This is a genomic window from Arthrobacter sp. PvP103 (assembly GCF_017833075.1).
Lineage (GTDB): Bacteria > Actinomycetota > Actinomycetes > Actinomycetales > Micrococcaceae > Arthrobacter.
On sequence record NZ_JAFIBQ010000001.1, the window covers coordinates 3,381,534 to 3,397,621 of the forward strand.

Genomic DNA, 16,088 nt, shown 5'->3' on the forward strand with positions numbered 1-16,088 from the left:
ATCCTTACCGGATGGAAACTTACGACGGCGCGCCCGAACCCGGCGGAGCGCCAGCACTCAGCGATGCTCCTGCACACGCCCCCGAGCAGGCCACAGCGGCCCAGCCCGGCACCGAAGAGGCCGTGGCGGCCCAACCCGACACCGAAGAGGACGCGGCCGAGGCTCCCGTGAAACTTCTGCCGGTGGCGGAGCTGCACCTTCACATCGAGGGGACCCTGGAGCCGGAGCTGATCTTCGCACTTGCCGAACGGAATGGCATCAGGCTGCCGTACGCGGACCTGGACGAGCTGCGCGCCCGCTACGAGTTCACGGACCTGCAGTCCTTCCTGGACCTGTACTACGCCAACATGGCCGTTCTGCAGACGGAGCAGGACTTCGCGGACATGACCCGCGCGTACCTGGAGCGGGCAGCGGCCGCGGGAGTGCGGCACGCCGAAATCATGATGGACCCTCAGGCCCACGTGTCCCGCGGGGTCCCGCTGCAGACCTGCGTGAACGGTGTTGCGTCCGTGCTGGCGAATTCCTTGGAGGAGTTCGGGGTGTCCACCCTGCTCATCGCCGCGTTCCTGCGCGACCTGCCTGAGGAAGCGGCCCTCGACGTCCTGGAGCAGCTGCTGGCCATGAACGCGCCCATTGCCGGTATCGGCCTGGACTCGGCCGAAGTGGGCAACCCTCCAGCCAAATTCGAACGGCTCTTCGCCCGGGCGAAGGAAGCCGGCCTGCACCGGATAGCGCACGCCGGCGAGGAGGGCCCGCCGTCGTACATCATCGATGCGCTGGAACTGCTGGACGTGGAGCGGATCGATCACGGCATCCGCTGCATGGAGGATCCCGACCTGGTGGAACACCTCGTCGCGGAGCGCGTGCCGCTGACCGTGTGCCCCTTGTCCAATGTGCGCCTCCGTGCCGTGGACACCCTGGCCGAGCACCCGCTTCCGGCAATGCTCGCCGCGGGACTGAACGTCAGCGTGAATTCGGACGATCCCGCCTACTTCGGCGGGTACGTGGACGACAACTTCGTGCAGCTGCAGACCGTTTTGGGATTGTCCGAGTTCGACCGGGTCCGGCTGGCCTCCAACTCCATCCGGTCTTCCTTCGCGGACGAGGAACGCAAAACGGAGCTCCTCGCGGAGCTCGGCTACTCCTGAACACAGCCGGCCTTGCCAGTGGTTGCGGCGTCCACCCATAACTGCTAATCCTGAGGACAGGTCCTGTCCGTGGGGACACCAGTTCAAAGCAGCACTGAGTAGCAAGTCCGAGTCAAGGAGGGCGCAGCATGCCCCGGAAGACCCCGCGCGTGGAAGAAGCCGACGAGAACAACCTTGAGGTGGGCAAACCAAAGGATTGGGCCGCGGGTCTTCCCGGCGTCTACCACTCCATGAAGCCCGCCATTGAGAAGATGGGCGTCGAGCGGTCCCGCAAGACGTTGCTGGCATTGAACCAGAAGGACGGCTTCGACTGCATGAGTTGCGCGTGGCCGGACCCCGGCCACCGCAAGACGTTCGAGTTCTGCGAGAACGGTGCCAAAGCTGTCACGTGGGAGGCCACCCCGGTGCTTGTCCCCGCGGAATTCTGGGCGGAGCACCCGGTCAGCGAACTGCGGGGGATGTCCGAATACTGGCTCGGGATGCAGGGACGGCTGACCGAACCGGTGTACAAGCCGGCGGGGGAGGACCACTACCGGCCTGTCAGCTGGGACGAAGCCTTCTCCATCCTGGGCGGCAAGCTGAAGAGCCTGGCGAGCCCCGACGAGGCGGCGTTCTACACTAGCGGCCGGACTTCGAACGAGGCCGCCTTCCTGTACCAGTTGTTCGTGCGGGCATACGGAACCAACAACCTGCCGGACTGCTCCAACATGTGCCATGAGTCCTCCGGCTGGGGCATGGGCCAGACCATCGGCATCGGCAAGGCCACCATCTCCTACGATGATTTCGCGCAGGCGGACCTGATCATCATCATGGGGCAGAACCCGGGCACCAACCACCCGCGCATGCTCACCGCCCTCGAGGAAGCCAAGGAAGCCGGCGGCGAGATCGTTGCCGTTAACCCGTTGCCCGAGGCCGGACTGCGCCGCTATAAGAACCCGCAGAAGGTCAAGGGCATCGTGGGGCACGGCACGCAGATTGCCGACCAGTTCCTGCAGATCCGGCTGGGCGGGGACATGGCGCTCCTGCAGGCGGTGTCCAAGCGCGTTCTCGACGCCGAGGCCAGGAACCCGGGCAGCGTGCTGGACCACCAGTTCCTCCAGGAGCACTGCCAGGGGCTTGAGGAACTCAAGGAGCACCTCGCCGAACTGGATGAGCGCGAAGTGCTTGAGGCCACCGGCCTGCGGCGCGAAGAAATCGATGAACTTGCCGAACGCTACCTGAGGGCCGAGAAGGTCATCATCACCTGGGCCATGGGGATCACGCAGCACAAAAAGGGCGTGGCCACCATCAAGGAGATCATCAACCTCCTGCTGCTGCGGGGAAACATGGGCAAGCCCGGCGCAGGAGCGTCCCCGATCCGCGGCCACAGCAACGTCCAGGGCGACCGCACCATGGGCATCTGGGAACAAATGCCACCGGCCTTCCTGGATGCCTTGGGCAAGGAGTTCAACTTCGATCCGCCCCGGGAGCACGGCGCAGACGCCGTGGAAACCATCCGAAGGATGCGCGACGGCGGCATCAAGGTCTTCGTGGGCCTCGGCGGCAACCTGGTGGGGGCCATCTCCGACTCCCAGGCAGCCGAAGGCGCCATGGAGAACACAGAGATGACGGTGCAGATCTCCACAAAGCTCAACCGCTCCCACACGGTGACAGGCAAGGAAGCCCTGATCCTGCCCACCATGGGACGCACCGAGATCGACATGCAGGCCTCCGGCCCGCAATTCGTGTCGGTGGAGGACACCGTCTGCGCCGTCCACGCCTCCCATGGCACGGTACGGCCCGTGGCACCGGATCTGCTCTCGGAAGTGGCCATCATCAGCAGGCTGGCCCGCGCCACCCTGGATGGGAAGACCGACGCCGACTGGGCCGGGTTCGAGCGCGACTACGACCTCATCCGCGACCACATCTCCCATGTGGTGGCGGGCTGCGAGGACTACAACCGGAAGATCCGCCAGAAGGGCGGCTTTGTGCTCCCCAACGGACCCCGGGATTCGCGCACGTTCCCCACGCCCACGGGCAAGGCCATGCTCACCGTCAACCACCTGGAGCACGTGGAACGTCCGGCGGGCACGCTGATCCTGCAGTCCATGAGGTCACATGACCAGTTCAACACCACCATTTACGGCCACGACGACCGCTACCGGGGCATCAAGAAAGGCCGCGACGTGGTCTTTGTCAGCCCCGAGGACATCGCCGAGCTGGGCCTGTCCGATGGCCAGCACGTGGACATCCACGGCGTATACGAGGACAACGTGAAGCGGGTGCTCCGGAAGTTCCGTGTGGTCTCGTACCCCACGGCCCGGGGGTGCGCGGCGGCCTACTATCCGGAAGCCAACGTGCTCGTTCCGCTGGAAAGCGTGGCCGAGGGCAGCAATACTCCGGTGTCCAAGGCTGTCATCGTGCGGTTGGAGCCCAGCACCACGTAGCTATTGGGCGGTGCCGCTCCAGCCTTCGCTGTCCGGGCCGCCGTCGGCTCCGTGCTCGCACAACTTCAAGGCGACCTCCGTGGCCGACTCGATGGCCTCGCTGGGGCTGGCCTTCCCCTTGGCCGCGGACAGCCCTGCCGCATAGCCCACCACCACCGCGCTGATCGGACCGGCGCCGTCGTTGACTGCCTCGGAGGATTCTTTGGCGAGTCGGCGAATCAGCGCGTGGTCAAGCTCCAGATCCAGAATCTGCAGCGCATGGGAGAGCCGGCGGCTCCATTGGGCCAGGGCCAGGTCTTCTTCATTGAGTTCGGTCACTGTGTCTCCTTCATTGCGGTCGTGGGGTCGCTCGGTATAGGCCGGCGGGAGCCGGCCTCACACGTCGATCGAATCCATGTGCGGGTAGCGTGCTCCCGCCGCCGCCCCGGCGGGGGCCAGCTCATCGAGCCGGCTGAGGTCCTGGGCAGAGAGCTCGACGTCGAGCGCACCCAGGTTTTCCTGGAGGCGTTCGCGCTTCTTGGTGCCGGGGATGGGGACGATGTGGTCACCCTGGGCGAGCAGCCAGGCCAGGGCCAGTTGTGCCGGGGTGCACTTCTTCTCATCAGCCAGTTCCTTCACCCGGTCCACCAGCTCGAGGTTCCGCGTGAAGTTCGAGCCTTGGAAGCGGGGAGAGTGGCGCCGGAAATCGTCCGGAGCGAAGTCCTCCGGCGTGCGCAGCTGGCCGGTCAGGAAGCCACGTCCCAGCGGGCTGTACGGCACAAATCCGATGCCCAGTTCCGCCAGCAGCGGGAAAACCTTGGCCTCCGGTTCGCGCTCCCACAGGGAATATTCCGTTTGCAGTGCGGTGATCGGGTGCACAGCGTGGGCGCGGCGAATGGTGTCGGCGCTGGCCTCGGAGAGGCCCAGATAGCGGACTTTACCCGCCTGGACCAGTTCCGCCATGGCACCCACCGTTTCCTCGATGGGCACGGTCTTGTCCACGCGGTGCTGGTAGTAGAGGTCGATGTGGTCCACCCCGAGGCGCTGCAGGCTCGCGTCGCAGGCAGCACGCACATATTCGGGACGGCCGTTGATGCCAACCCACGAGCCATCCTCACGGCGCTCATTGCCGAACTTGGTGGCGAGGACCACCTCGGCCCGGCGCCCGGCGATGGCCCGGCCCACGAGCTGCTCATTGGTGAAGGGGCCGTACATATCGGCCGTGTCCAGCAGTGTTCCGCCCGCGTCCAGGAAGGCCTGGATGGTGGCGGCGGATTCGGTGTCATCGCCCGTGCCGTAGAACTCGCTCATGCCCATGCAGCCGAGTCCAAGGGCAGATACGGTCAAAGCGCCAAGCGTGCGGGTCTCCATGCTGGTCTCCTCATAGAAGAAGGGCGGGACTGGCGGTGTGGCTTCATCGGAAGATTGCTTAGTAAAGGCAGGACGCCACTATAGGCAGGTACGCTCGGCACCCACAACGGGTGGTCCCGTGAGGGTCGTATCGCTTGTTTGTCAACGGGTCCAAAGTCCCGATGTTTTCGCCCCGCAGCTGAGACCCTAGGATCACTTGTGCTGCATTCGGCGTCACAGTCGGTCACGACACACGTTGTTAACGCCCATAGTCGCCTCCGGTTACAGTTCACTGGCAAAATGCTGAGTGATCACCTGCTCGAAAGGACAAATATGCCCACGGCTATTGCAGACACCACCACTGTTCGACTCAAATCAGTGCTCGACATCCTCGCGGAAAGCGTTCTGTCGGGCGAGACCCTCGGCGCGGGCGCGGTCCTGGCCCAGGCCACGGTCCGGGTACCGCTGAACGAGAAGGAAAGTGAGCTGCTCAGCGGAGGCATTCCCCGGGGACACAAGGCCCTCACCACCGCCACCAGCAAGCTCGTCAAGGCCGGCTGGCTCGTCAAGGGACGCAGCGGCTGGACCATCACCGAGGAGGGCCTCCGCGCCACGGTGGCATTCCCGGATGCTGACTCATTCGCCACCGCACTCGCGGAAGGAACTCCGGTTCCCGCGGACGTTCCCGTACCCACATCGCTTCCCGCCAAGGCTGCGGCCCCGAAGGCCGCTGCCGCAAAAGCTCCCAAGGCTGCACCGAAGAAAAAGGCGCCCTCCAAGGCAGCGAAGGTGGTCGAAAAGGCTGCCGAGCTGATCGAAGAGGCGGTTGCACCTGTGGCGAAGGCTGTGCGTACGCGCAAGGCTGCCGCCACGCCGGCCCCCGGCGAGGAGACCCAGGCAGAGGTCCCCAGCGTGGAATCGATCGACCAGCCGGAAGCAGTCGCCATCGCCGGCGACTTCAACGTGCTGCTGGGAGCACCGGCAAACTGGGCGCCGCAGTACGACGAGGCCCAGATGAAGCTGGATGCAGTGGACCAGTTGTGGAAGCTCACCACGGACCTCCCGGCCGGGCACTACAGCTTCAAGATCGCGCTCAACCGCTCCTGGGATGAGAACTACGGTGCGTTCGGTGCATTTGATGGCGCCAACCACGAGCTCCACCACCCCGGCGGCCGGATCACGTTCAACTACGATCACCGGACCCGGGACATCACTCTGGTCTAACCCCCATTGTGCAGGGCCCCGCACAGAGCAGGGCGTGCGGCTGTTCCTGTAGGCAGCTGACCCTGATCGGCCTAGAATCAGAGCCATCAGGGTCAGCTCCACTTAGGAGCGGTGCGGCATGGACACCGTTGAGATTTCAGGACTGCGAATCGGCTACCAGCGTGCGGGCCAGGGTCCTCCGCTGGTGCTCCTTCACGGTGCGTACGAGGACAGCCGCGTCTGGAGCCGGCAGCTGGAGGGTCTGTCCGGCGAGTTCACCGTCATAGCCTGGGACGCCCCGGGCTGCGGCCGCTCCGACGATCCTCCGCCGGACTTTTCCGGCCGTGAACTGGGTGACGCGCTCGCGGGCTTCCTTCGCGAGGTATCACCCCGGAAACCGCACGTCCTCGGACTGTCCTGGGGATCGGGCGTCGCCTTGGAGCTGTACCGGAGCCACCCGAACATGGCGGCTTCCCTGCTGCTTGTTTCGGCGTATGCCGGCTGGGCGGGCTCGCTACCGCCGGAGGAAGTCGAGCGCCGGTACGCGCAGATCCTGGCCGAGCTCGACCAGCCGCCCGAACAGTTCATCCCCGTCTGGATGCCCACGTTGTTCACGGCGCGCGCGGATCCCGCCGTCGTCCAAGAGGCGAGTGACATCATGGCTGACTTCCACCCCGCCGGCATGCGGGCACTGCTGAGCGCTAGCGGTCATGCCGATTATCGTGACGTGCTGCCTACCATCAGCGTCCCCACCCTGCTCCTCTACGGGGAGGAAGACGTGCGGTCGCCCCTGGCGGTGGCGCGTGACATGCACCGACAGATTCCCGGTTCAGAGCTCGTGGTGATTCCCGGCGTCGGACATATGGTGGCAGCGGAGACGCCGGAGGCGTTCAACAGCGAAGTGCGCCGGTTCCTGCACGGCATCGGCGATTGAGCCCGTCGAATTGAACCCGTCGAAAGATTGAGCCCGTCGAAATCCTAGAACCGTGTGGGGTCCGGATTTGGTGCAGGCGGCACTGGCGGCATGGGTCCCGGGTCGGGGATCGGCAGCGGACCTGGCGTCGGTGACGGCTCCGGTCCCGGATGCGGGCGGGGCTCCGTGGGGTCCGGCCTGCTGGGAGGGAACGGGTTGTCCGGGTCAGGCGGTCCGGTGGGCCCCGGTTCCGGCGGGAACGGATCCGGCTCCGGCAGCGGTGGAATAGTCATGATGCTCTCCTTGCCTTGCTGGTGGTGCTTCAGTTGTTGTGTTGCCGGCGGAAGACCTTCAGCTCCCAGGGGCGGAGGGTGATTTCAGCATGTGTCCCGGCTCCGTCGGACGGGTAGTTTCCCAGGATCAGCTCAGCCGGGTAGTGGCCAAGTTCAGGTTCATCCGCACCGGCTTCGGCATCGCCCCAGCCGCCGCCATCGAGTTCCACGGTCCGGTCTTCCCCGGAGAAGTTGCCCAGTACCAGCAGCTGCACACCCGGCGCCGCAGCGGCACCGGCAGCCGCACCAGCCGCAGACCCCGGGAGTGACCGCCTGAAGGCGTACACGTGCTCGTCGTCCGGCAGCAGCATGCTGAAGTCACCTTCCGCCACCACGGGCTCGGCGTGGCGCAGGGCGATGACCTGGCGGTAAAAACTGAACACCGAGTCCGGGTTGTCCTCCTGTTCCGCGGCGTTGATGTGGCTGGTGTTCGGGTTGACGGCGATCCATGGCGCTCCCGTGGTGAACCCGCCATGCCGGGTGGCGTCCCACTGCACGGGCGTGCGGGCATTGTCCCGGTTCAGGGGCGCCAGGGCGGCCAGGACTTCGGCGTCGGTGTGGCCCAGGTGGGTGGTGGCTTCGCGGTGGTGGTTGAGCACCTCGATGTCGCGGTAGTCGCTGATGGCCCCGAAGCTCATGTTGGTCATGCCCAGTTCCTCGCCCTGGTACACATACGGGGTGCCTCGGTGCAGGTGCAGGACGCCGGCCAGCATCTTGGCGGACAGTTCGCGGTACTGCCCGTCGTCGCCGAAGCGGGACACGGCACGGGCCTGGTCGTGGTTGCCCCAGTAGAGGCTGTTCCAGCCGCGCCCGGCCAAGGCTTCCTGCCAGCGGCCAAGGGACTGTTTCAAGTCAGTGAGCCGCAGCTTCCTGGGCCGCCACTTGTTGCCGTCTTCCTGGTCCAGCGCCACGTGCTCGAACTGGAACACCATGTCCACCTCGCGCCGGGCAGGGTCTGTGAACAGGACGGCGTCCTCCACCGTGACGCCGGGCATCTCGCCCACGGTCAGCAGAGGCTTATCCCGGCCGGCGAAAACTTCGAGGTGCATTTCGTGCAGGAACTCGTGGATCCGGGGTCCGGACATGAAGTGCGGACTGCCGTCGCCAAACAGCATCCCTTCGGCCTTCGGCCCGTCCGGCAGGGAGGTGTCCTTGGAGATGAAGTTGATGACGTCCATCCGGAAGCCGTCCACGCCGCGGTCCAGCCACCAGTTCATCATGTCGTAGACGGCTGCGCGGACCTCCGGGTTTTCCCAGTTCAAGTCCGGCTGCTTCCGGGAGAACAGGTGCAGGTAGTACTCGCCGGTGGCCTGGTCAAACTCCCAGGCCGGGCCGGAGAACGCGGATCCCCAGTTGTTGGGTTCTGCACCGCCGCCGCCTACGGGACTCTGCCTGGGCGGCCGCCACCAGTACCAGTCGCGCTTGGGGTTGTCCTTGGAGGAGCGGGATTCGATGAACCACGGGTGCTCGTCCGAGGTGTGGTTGACCACCAGGTCCATCACCAGTTTCATGCCCCGCGCGTGCAGCCCGTCGGTCAGCTGCTGCAGATCGGCCAGGCTGCCGAAGATGGGGTCCACGTCGCGGTAATTGCTGATGTCGTAGCCGTTGTCATCCTGCGGGGAGGTGTAGATGGGGGAGAGCCAGACGACGTCCACCCCCAGCTTCTGCAGGTAGTCCAGCTTGCTGATGATGCCCGGCAGGTCGCCTATGCCGTCGCCGTCGGAGTCCGCAAAGCTGCGCGGATAGATCTGGTAGACCACCGCTTTATGGAACCAGCCGGGGTCCGTGGTTGTCTCGTCATCGTTGTCCTCCGCAGCACTGACAGGGGGTTCCGTTGCGGGCTCCGCGTGGGTGGTCATGGCCTGGTCTCCTCAGTTGCTTGCGGCGGGTCTGATGATGGGGCTCGGTTTGATTATTGATCAGATCGGCCGGGCAGGAAAGGGCCTGATCCGGCAGCGGAGGAGCAGGGGAGAGCAGGGGATCCGGGGAAGCCGGCGGCGGCGCTAGTTTCGCGCGGAGAGCGTCTTGTCGCGGTCTTCGAAGACGTCCTCGCCAGGACCGGTGAACGCGCGGGACCGCTCGATGGCTTCAACAGAGCCGGTGAAGAGCTGGGAGTCCTGCGGGCCGGACTGCTGGCGGGCGTGCCCCTGATGCCCCTGGTCAAAGGACTCCACGGCGGGTTGCCGGGGCGCGTCGCGGGAGGGAGCGGGGTGCACCGGCTCCCAACGCACGTGCGGCAACGACTCCGGATGGCCCTGCTGCAGGAAAGTCACCATGGCTTCGCGGATGAGGCAGCGCAGGTCGAAGAGCGCTGCGCTGTCCGCTGCGCTCACCAGGATCCGCACCCGGACGTAGCCGTTGGTGGCATCCGTGATCTGCAGGATTCCCACGCGGCCGTCCCATAGTTCCGTTCCGTCCAGCACCGTCCGGAGCTCGGTACGCATCTCCTCGATGGGAGCCCGCCAGTCGAGGTCGAACTCCACGGTGCCCATCACCTCGGACTGGCGGCGGGTCCAGTTCTCGAACGGTGTGGTGGTGAAGTACGTGGAAGGCAGGATCAGCCTGCGGTCATCCCAGATGTGGACCACCACGTAGGTCAGGGTGATCTCCTCGATCCGGCCCCACTCCTTCTGGACCACCACCACGTCGTCCACCCGGATCGCGTCGGTGAAGGCCAGCTGCATGCCGGCGAACACGTTCACCAGCGACGTCTGGGCGGCGAGGCCTGCCACGATGGAGATCACGCCCGCGGAGGCAAGCAGCCCGGCGCCGAGCGCCTGGATGGCGGGGAAGGTCAGCATCACGCTGCCTGCCGCCAGCACCACGATGAGGGCGACGCCGATCCGGCGAGCCAGGATCATCTGGGTCCGCAGGCGCCGGGCCCGGCGGTTGTCCGCCACGTCCACGCTGTAGCGGCTAAGGACCAGTGCCTCCACGATCAGCAGCACGGCGATGGCGAGCCAGGCCAGGGCGCCCATGAGGGCGATCAACAGGAGATGGTCGACGGCGGACCGCCACCCGCCGTCGTCCGTGGTCAGCACCAGAGCGATTCGGACGCCGATCAGGCACAGTGCCAGCCGCAACGGAAGCCGCGCCACTCGGGAGGTGGCGTGGAGCTCGGGGCGGCGGCGGTTGAGCCGGAGGACTGTCTTACGGATCAGCCAGGAGAGGACCAGGCCAGCCGCTACTGCGAGCGCCGTGGCCAGGAAGGGCATTGCCGGGGTGAGGAATTCTTGCATTGGTTAAGCTCTATCAAGCTTCCGGGAACCGCTGAAATCCAGCCGGCCCTCGGCGCGCCGATAACATTTGGACATCGATTGGATTTATTGCTAGGGCGAAGCCGGGCGCCGGTCCACAATTGAGGAATTATTCGCGGTCTCATGAAATTCAGGAGAACAGATGCACCGCTCAGCACCCCCGGCCATCGCAGTTTCCGGGGCTCTCTGCCTCGCCTTCCTGCTGGTAGCCTGCGGCCCGCCGGCCTCGTCACCGTCGACGAGTTCCCCGGAGGCCGCCGCCACCTCCACGGCTTCCCCCACCTCCACCGCGTCGGCATCGCCGAGCGCCACTGCCTCAACCTCAGCCTCCTCGACCCCCGAGGCGGGCTGGAAGTCTTACACCACCGCCGACGGGCTGACGTTTGATTATCCGGAGGAGTGGAAGATCACCGATGCGGCCGGGGAAGCAGCTGCCGGCGGCGTGTTCGTGAAAATCACCAACGCCAACGGCAAGAACCTGGCGTCGCTCCGGACGAACATGGTCACAGGCTCCGAATGCACCGTGAAACAGCCGTTCGGCGTCTATGAGTCGCAGCCCCTTCCGGCACTGGAACAGAACGGCACCGTGCCGCGGTACACGTTCGAGACCCGGACGGACACCGCCGCCACGGATCCCAAGCTGATGACCGTGTTCGCGTACGGCATCACGACCGCGCCTGAACCCACCGGAGCGGAAGCGTGTCCCATCTTCCATTTCTTCAACTGGCCGCCCAGCGGGGCCATGTTCGGCGGCGTCTACGACCCCTTCGACACCACCCCCGGCAACGAGATGCATGTGGACACCCCCGAGGTATACATGGGCACGCAGGAGTACAAGAAAATCAAGCAGATGATCACCTCGCTGCGGCCCGCTTAGGGATCCAGGGCCAGCGGAAGAACGTTGCGCACCGCGGACAGTCCGCGGTGCGCAACGTTTTGGCGGCAGATTGGCCCCGCCCCGCGCAGGCCGCCACCCGCAGGGCCACAATTAATCCCTCAGCTGTATGAGGAGGATTGCATGCGCCGATCAATGACGCCCGGCTATGGATCATCTGGACCGGCCCGTTCCCGTGCAACAGCTGCTGTGGGGGCCTGCCTCGCAGTGCTCCTGGCGGCCTGCGGGCCGTCCCCTGCTCCACCTGGCCCGGGGTCCGCGGCCGCAACTGAATCAAGCGATTCCGCAAGCGCCGCGTCGACCGGAACAGCGAGCGGAACCGCCGCCGGCACTGCCACCGCGTCGGCCACCGGTACGGCCGTCCCGCCAAGCGCGACGGCGGGCGCGCCGCCGGCGGAACCGGCGCCGTCGGGTACGTCCCCCAGCCGGTTGCCGTCGCCCACCGCCTCAGGCTGGAAGACGTTTACGACGGCGGACCGGGACCTGACGTTCGACTATCCGGGCGACTGGACCATCAAGGATCCGGCCGGGAAATCGCCGCTCGGCGGGGTGCGCGTGGAGGTGTTGAACGTGGCGGGGAAGCCGATGGCTGTCCTGGAAACCAGGATCGTGACCGGCTCGGAGTGCGTCCAGCAGTACCCGTTTGCGGTGCTGGACTCCGAACCCATGACAGCCCTGGCTGAGAAAGGCGTGCCGGACGAAAACGCGCCACGCTTCATGTTTGAGACCAGGGGAGACGCTTCGGCGCCGGCCCGGACGGCTGAAACCATCGCGGCCTACGGCATCACCATGATTCCGGAGGAAGTCGGGACGCTGGCGTGCCCCATCTTTCTGCTGTTCAGGTGGCCGCCCAGCGGCGCGATGTTCGGGGCAGGCTACGACCCCGCGAACAACAGCACCCCCGGGGACCCGTCGCTTCCGTACTGGGAGAAGGCGAAGTTGTACGTGGAGACGGGGGAGTACCGCAACATCCGGCGGATGATCACCTCGCTTCGGCCCGCGCGCTAAGGCGGCCCAGGCTTGCGGGGGCTCCTTGACTGGCCCCGTGCGCCCGAGCAGACTCGAATCAGGACTCGGTTCTATCAGTAGTCGGGGTTCTGATGTACGCACTGGGGAAGCAGCGGCTTGCGAACGCTGCAAAGGCTATGGCATCCGCCCTGGGTGAGCTGTGCGTGGCCGTCTGTCTGGTGCTCACGGTAGTACTGGGCCTGGGCGCCTGCACCCCGGGCCCGAATGCGGAGCCAACGTCGACCGGCACCACCCCGCGGCCATCAGCCGGGGGCGAACCTACTCGCAGCGTGGGGGAGCCCACGGGGTGGAAACCTGGAGCGGGGCCCGGTCCATTCCCGACCAAGTCGCCGAGCGAAGCGCAGTCTTCCGAGGGCGAAGCGTCAACGCCTCCGCCGCTCCCCACCTCGACCGCCTTCGAACGGGCCAGGCGGGCCAAGGAGATCCTGGTCGCCTGCATTCAGGGTGAGCTGACGTTCAGGCCGCCGTCGCCCATGCGCCAGGGCGAGACCAGGGAATTCGTCCTGCACGTCACGATGGGTGATCCCGGCGTGGACCACCAGCAGAACATCCCCGGAACCAACCCGGTGCAAACCCGTGCGCCGATTGTGTGCGAAGAGATGCGGGCTGACCTGTCGGGCCCGGGCATGACCATTGAACGGGCCGGAAGCCCGAGCGGCGAGATGCTGGTCCCGGAACAGGGCGTGGCGGAGTGGCGCTGGTGGATTACGCCCCTGGACGCGGGACGGAAGACCCTGACCCTGCAACTGTTTGCCACCGCGGAGGACGGGCCGGACCTGAGCCTGGAGACGTTCCGGGAGGAGATCCAGGTAGACATTGAACTGGGCTATGTGCTGAACGCGCTGGTGAAGGACTGGGCGCAGCCGCTGGGCGTAACCATCCCGGTGCTCATCGGAGCCATTGGCGCCATCCTCGTGTGGTCGCGCTCCAGGCGCCGCAAAGCCAAGCATGCGGCCAACACAACCCCGGCAGGTTGAGCCTGTCCGGTAGGGAGCGAAACCGCTTGTCACCGCACTACATTGGAACCATGGCTGATGCTGCAGATCAGGATGCGGGGCAGGACGTCCGCCTGCGGGCGCGCGTTGAAGGTGTGGTCCAGGCCGTCGGGTTCCGGTACTGGACCGTGCGGAAGGCTGAGGAACTCTCGCTGACCGGAACGGTGAGGAACGAGGACGACGGCACGGTCGCCGTCGTCGTCGAAGGTCCTCAATCGGTAGTGCTGGAGTTCCGCCGCTGGCTGAGGTCCGATGACGCGCCGGGGCGCGTGGACCACGTGGAGGAGTCGGTGTCGCCGGCGACGGGGGAGTTCAGCAGCTTCGACGTGGTGTACTGAGCCGGACGCCGGCGGCTGGGCCGGCGGCCGACCCTACGTGAGTCCTTCCCGCTGCAGGGCTTCGTCGTGCTCGGCGTGGGCCTGCCTGAGCAGGTCCATGAATTCGGTCTCGTCGCGGATGAGCCGCTTGTACTTTTCGGGAAGCTTCTTGAGTTCTGCTTCCTCGCGCACCATCTTGTTGAAGATCTCCTCGCGTTCGGCGATGCCCGTCTCGTAGTTCAGGTCCACGTACTCTGTGGCGTGCCGCTTGGCACCGGAGACCATGTTCTTCGCCTTGCCCTTGGGGCTGTAGATCGAGGCAAGGACGGTGACCACCAGGACGCCGATAATCACGGTCAGGGAGAGGCCGGTGCTGATCTCGACGACGGTCACGTGTTCGCCGCCGTTGATGAACGGCAGGTTGTTTTCGTGCAGCGCATGGAGGATGAGCTTGACGCCGATGAAGCCGAGGATCGCGGCCAGGCCGTAGGAGAGGTAGATCAGGCGGTCCAATAGTTCATCGATGAGGAAGAACAGCTGGCGCAGGCCCATGAGGGAGAATGCCGTGGCGGTGAAGACGACGAAGACGTTCTGGGTCAGGCCGAAGATTGCCGGAATGGAGTCCAGTGCGAACAGGATGTCCGTCCCGCCGATGGCCACCATCACCAGCAGCATGGGGGTCAGGACGCGTTTGCCGTTTTCCACGGTGAAAAGCTTGTCGCCGTCGTAGTGCTGCGACGCCGGAAGGAACTTCCTGGCGAGCCGGACCACCAGGCCCTCGGAGTCGTCGTCGTGCGAATCCGGCTTGAGCAGGTTGCCGGCGGTGATCAGCAGGATGAGGCCGAAGATGTAGAAAACCCACGCGAAGCTGTTGATCAGGGCGGCGCCCAGGAAGATGAAGCCGGTGCGGGCGATCAGGGAAAAGACAATGCCGAACAGGAGTACCTTTTGCTGGTCTGCCCGGGGGACCTTGAAGCTGGCCATGATGATGAGGAATACGAAGAGGTTGTCCACGGACAGGGCCTTCTCCGTGACGTAGCCGGCGAAGTATTCCGTGCCCATGGTGGGTCCGCCGAAGACCAGGACGCCGATTCCAAAGACGAGCGCCAGGCCCACGTAGATCGCCGACCACGTGGCCGACTCTTTGAGCTTGGGGGAGTGCGCCTTGCGGACGTGGAAAAAGAAGTCGAAGGCCAGCAGGCCCACGATGCCGACGATGGTCAGTATCCATACGTAAAGGGGGACCTGCATGCTGCGTGCCTTCCAGTCGGTGGGGTTGATAACAACCCTACCGGGCGGTTGTTGCCGGGCGGTGTCGGCTTACTGGGCGGTGTCGGCCCAGCCTTTGCCGGACGGGCCTCCGTCGGCTCCGTCCTCGCACAGCCGGAAAGCCACGGCGGCAGCCTGGGCGACAGCCGCAGCGGAATCCTCCTTGGAACCCCCGCTTCCGGTGGCTGTGCCTGCGGTGCCCGTGCTTCTCGCGCCGGCGGCGAGACCCGCAGCGTAGCCCACCATCAGCGCCGTGATCGGGGCCGCTGCGTGGGTGACGGACCGTGCGGATTCCCCGGCCAGGTCAAGGATCAGTTCGCGGTCGAAGTCGAGGTCGAGGAGCTGCAGTGCGTGGGCCAGCCGGTGGCTCCACTGGTCCAGGATCTGTGCTTCGTCGTCGGTGGCGGGCATGTTCGCTCCTCGGTCGGAAATAACGGCAGATGCCTCGAGGTTAGGCTGTAGCGAGAGACGCTATCAAGGAGTTCCCGATGACTGATGTGACTATCCGCCATAACCCGGACCGTGAGCGCTTTGAAGTGCTTGTTGCCGGCAACGTGATCGGGAAGGCCGCGTACAAGACGTACGACGCCGGCGTCTCGCCGCAGCGGATTTTCTACCACACAGTGATCAACGAGGAATACGGCGGCCAGGGGCTCGCAGGCAAGCTCGCCACCGTTGCCCTGGACGAGACCGTGGCCGCCGGGCTGGCCATTGTGCCGGTGTGCCCTTACATCAAGAAGTTCCTCACCAAGCACCCGGAGTACGCCGCCGGCACCGTAGCGACGACGCCGGCCCATCTGGAGTTCCTCAGCGCGGCGCTCGCGGCGCGCGCCCGGGCTTAGCCGGCGCAGCGCCAGCGTTAGGCGGGGCTGGGCCCGCGCGGCAACGCCGGCGGTGCTTTCCATAGCCACGGTTTGGCGGGAGGGGCCTGCCATTTAGTGATGCCTCGCTCTGGCGTGCGCGCAAAGCGAGACG

15 protein-coding genes are annotated in these 16,088 nt (G+C 65.7%); 9 read left to right on the plus strand and 6 right to left on the minus strand.

Going from position 1 to position 16,088, the window contains the following annotated elements:
* The first annotated feature begins 11 nt into the window (after positions 1–11).
* Complete coding sequence (locus tag JOE41_RS15620; RefSeq protein WP_245200730.1) at positions 12–1,148, plus strand: adenosine deaminase; 1,137 nt, start codon at positions 12–14, stop codon at positions 1,146–1,148.
* Between the two features lie 128 nt (positions 1,149–1,276).
* Positions 1,277–3,574, plus strand: coding sequence for an FdhF/YdeP family oxidoreductase (locus JOE41_RS15625; RefSeq protein WP_209752867.1), 2,298 nt, complete (start codon positions 1,277–1,279; stop codon positions 3,572–3,574).
* Here JOE41_RS15625 and JOE41_RS15630 read toward each other — a convergent pair whose 3' ends face one another.
* Positions 3,575–3,892 (minus strand): DUF6457 domain-containing protein, encoded by a 318-nt coding sequence (locus JOE41_RS15630; protein WP_209752868.1) that lies wholly within the window; start codon positions 3,890–3,892, stop codon positions 3,575–3,577. It lies immediately after the preceding gene.
* 57 nt (positions 3,893–3,949) lie between these two features.
* The gene (locus JOE41_RS15635; protein WP_011690774.1) at positions 3,950–4,924 is read right to left on the minus strand and encodes an aldo/keto reductase; all 975 of its coding nucleotides are present in this window, start codon (positions 4,922–4,924) and stop codon (positions 3,950–3,952) included.
* Between the two features lie 312 nt (positions 4,925–5,236).
* On the opposite strand from JOE41_RS15635, the gene JOE41_RS15640 reads away from it, so the two are divergent.
* Positions 5,237–6,127 (plus strand): glycosidase, encoded by an 891-nt coding sequence (locus tag JOE41_RS15640; RefSeq protein ID WP_209752869.1) that lies wholly within the window; start codon positions 5,237–5,239, stop codon positions 6,125–6,127.
* Between the two features lie 118 nt (positions 6,128–6,245).
* On the plus strand, positions 6,246–7,040 hold the full coding sequence (locus tag JOE41_RS15645) for an alpha/beta fold hydrolase (RefSeq protein WP_011690776.1): 795 nt from the start codon (positions 6,246–6,248) through the stop codon (positions 7,038–7,040).
* 301 nt (positions 7,041–7,341) lie between these two features.
* On the opposite strand, the gene JOE41_RS15650 is transcribed toward JOE41_RS15645, so the two are convergent.
* On the minus strand, positions 7,342–9,210 hold the full coding sequence (locus JOE41_RS15650; protein ID WP_209752870.1) for an alpha-glucosidase: 1,869 nt from the start codon (positions 9,208–9,210) through the stop codon (positions 7,342–7,344).
* A gap of 144 nt (positions 9,211–9,354) precedes the next feature.
* Complete coding sequence (locus JOE41_RS15655; RefSeq protein ID WP_245200731.1) at positions 9,355–10,590, minus strand: mechanosensitive ion channel family protein; 1,236 nt, start codon at positions 10,588–10,590, stop codon at positions 9,355–9,357.
* A 160-nt stretch (positions 10,591–10,750) separates the two neighbouring features.
* On the opposite strand from JOE41_RS15655, the gene JOE41_RS15660 reads away from it, so the two are divergent.
* From JOE41_RS15660 to JOE41_RS15675, 4 genes are all read left to right on the plus strand, one after another.
* Positions 10,751–11,485, plus strand: coding sequence for a hypothetical protein (locus JOE41_RS15660; RefSeq protein WP_011690779.1), 735 nt, complete (start codon positions 10,751–10,753; stop codon positions 11,483–11,485).
* A gap of 141 nt (positions 11,486–11,626) precedes the next feature.
* Positions 11,627–12,511, plus strand: a complete 885-nt coding sequence (locus JOE41_RS15665; RefSeq protein WP_209752871.1) for a hypothetical protein — start codon at positions 11,627–11,629, stop codon at positions 12,509–12,511.
* 137 nt (positions 12,512–12,648) lie between these two features.
* Positions 12,649–13,509 carry a hypothetical protein gene (locus JOE41_RS15670; RefSeq protein WP_209752872.1) on the plus strand — a complete coding sequence of 287 codons (861 nt, stop codon included), beginning with the start codon at positions 12,649–12,651 and terminating at the stop codon, positions 13,507–13,509.
* A gap of 50 nt (positions 13,510–13,559) precedes the next feature.
* A complete protein-coding gene (locus JOE41_RS15675) occupies positions 13,560–13,865 on the plus strand; it encodes an acylphosphatase (protein ID WP_245200732.1) in 306 nt (101 codons plus the stop codon).
* Positions 13,866–13,898: 33 nt separating this feature from the next.
* On the opposite strand, the gene JOE41_RS15680 is transcribed toward JOE41_RS15675, so the two are convergent.
* A complete protein-coding gene (locus JOE41_RS15680) occupies positions 13,899–15,095 on the minus strand; it encodes a TerC family protein (protein WP_011690783.1) in 1,197 nt (398 codons plus the stop codon).
* A gap of 69 nt (positions 15,096–15,164) precedes the next feature.
* Positions 15,165–15,524 (minus strand): DUF6457 domain-containing protein, encoded by a 360-nt coding sequence (locus JOE41_RS15685; protein WP_209752874.1) that lies wholly within the window; start codon positions 15,522–15,524, stop codon positions 15,165–15,167.
* A gap of 77 nt (positions 15,525–15,601) precedes the next feature.
* On the opposite strand from JOE41_RS15685, the gene JOE41_RS15690 reads away from it, so the two are divergent.
* The gene (locus tag JOE41_RS15690) at positions 15,602–15,955 is read left to right on the plus strand and encodes a GNAT family N-acetyltransferase (RefSeq protein WP_209752875.1); all 354 of its coding nucleotides are present in this window, start codon (positions 15,602–15,604) and stop codon (positions 15,953–15,955) included.
* Positions 15,956–16,088 lie beyond the last annotated feature (133 nt).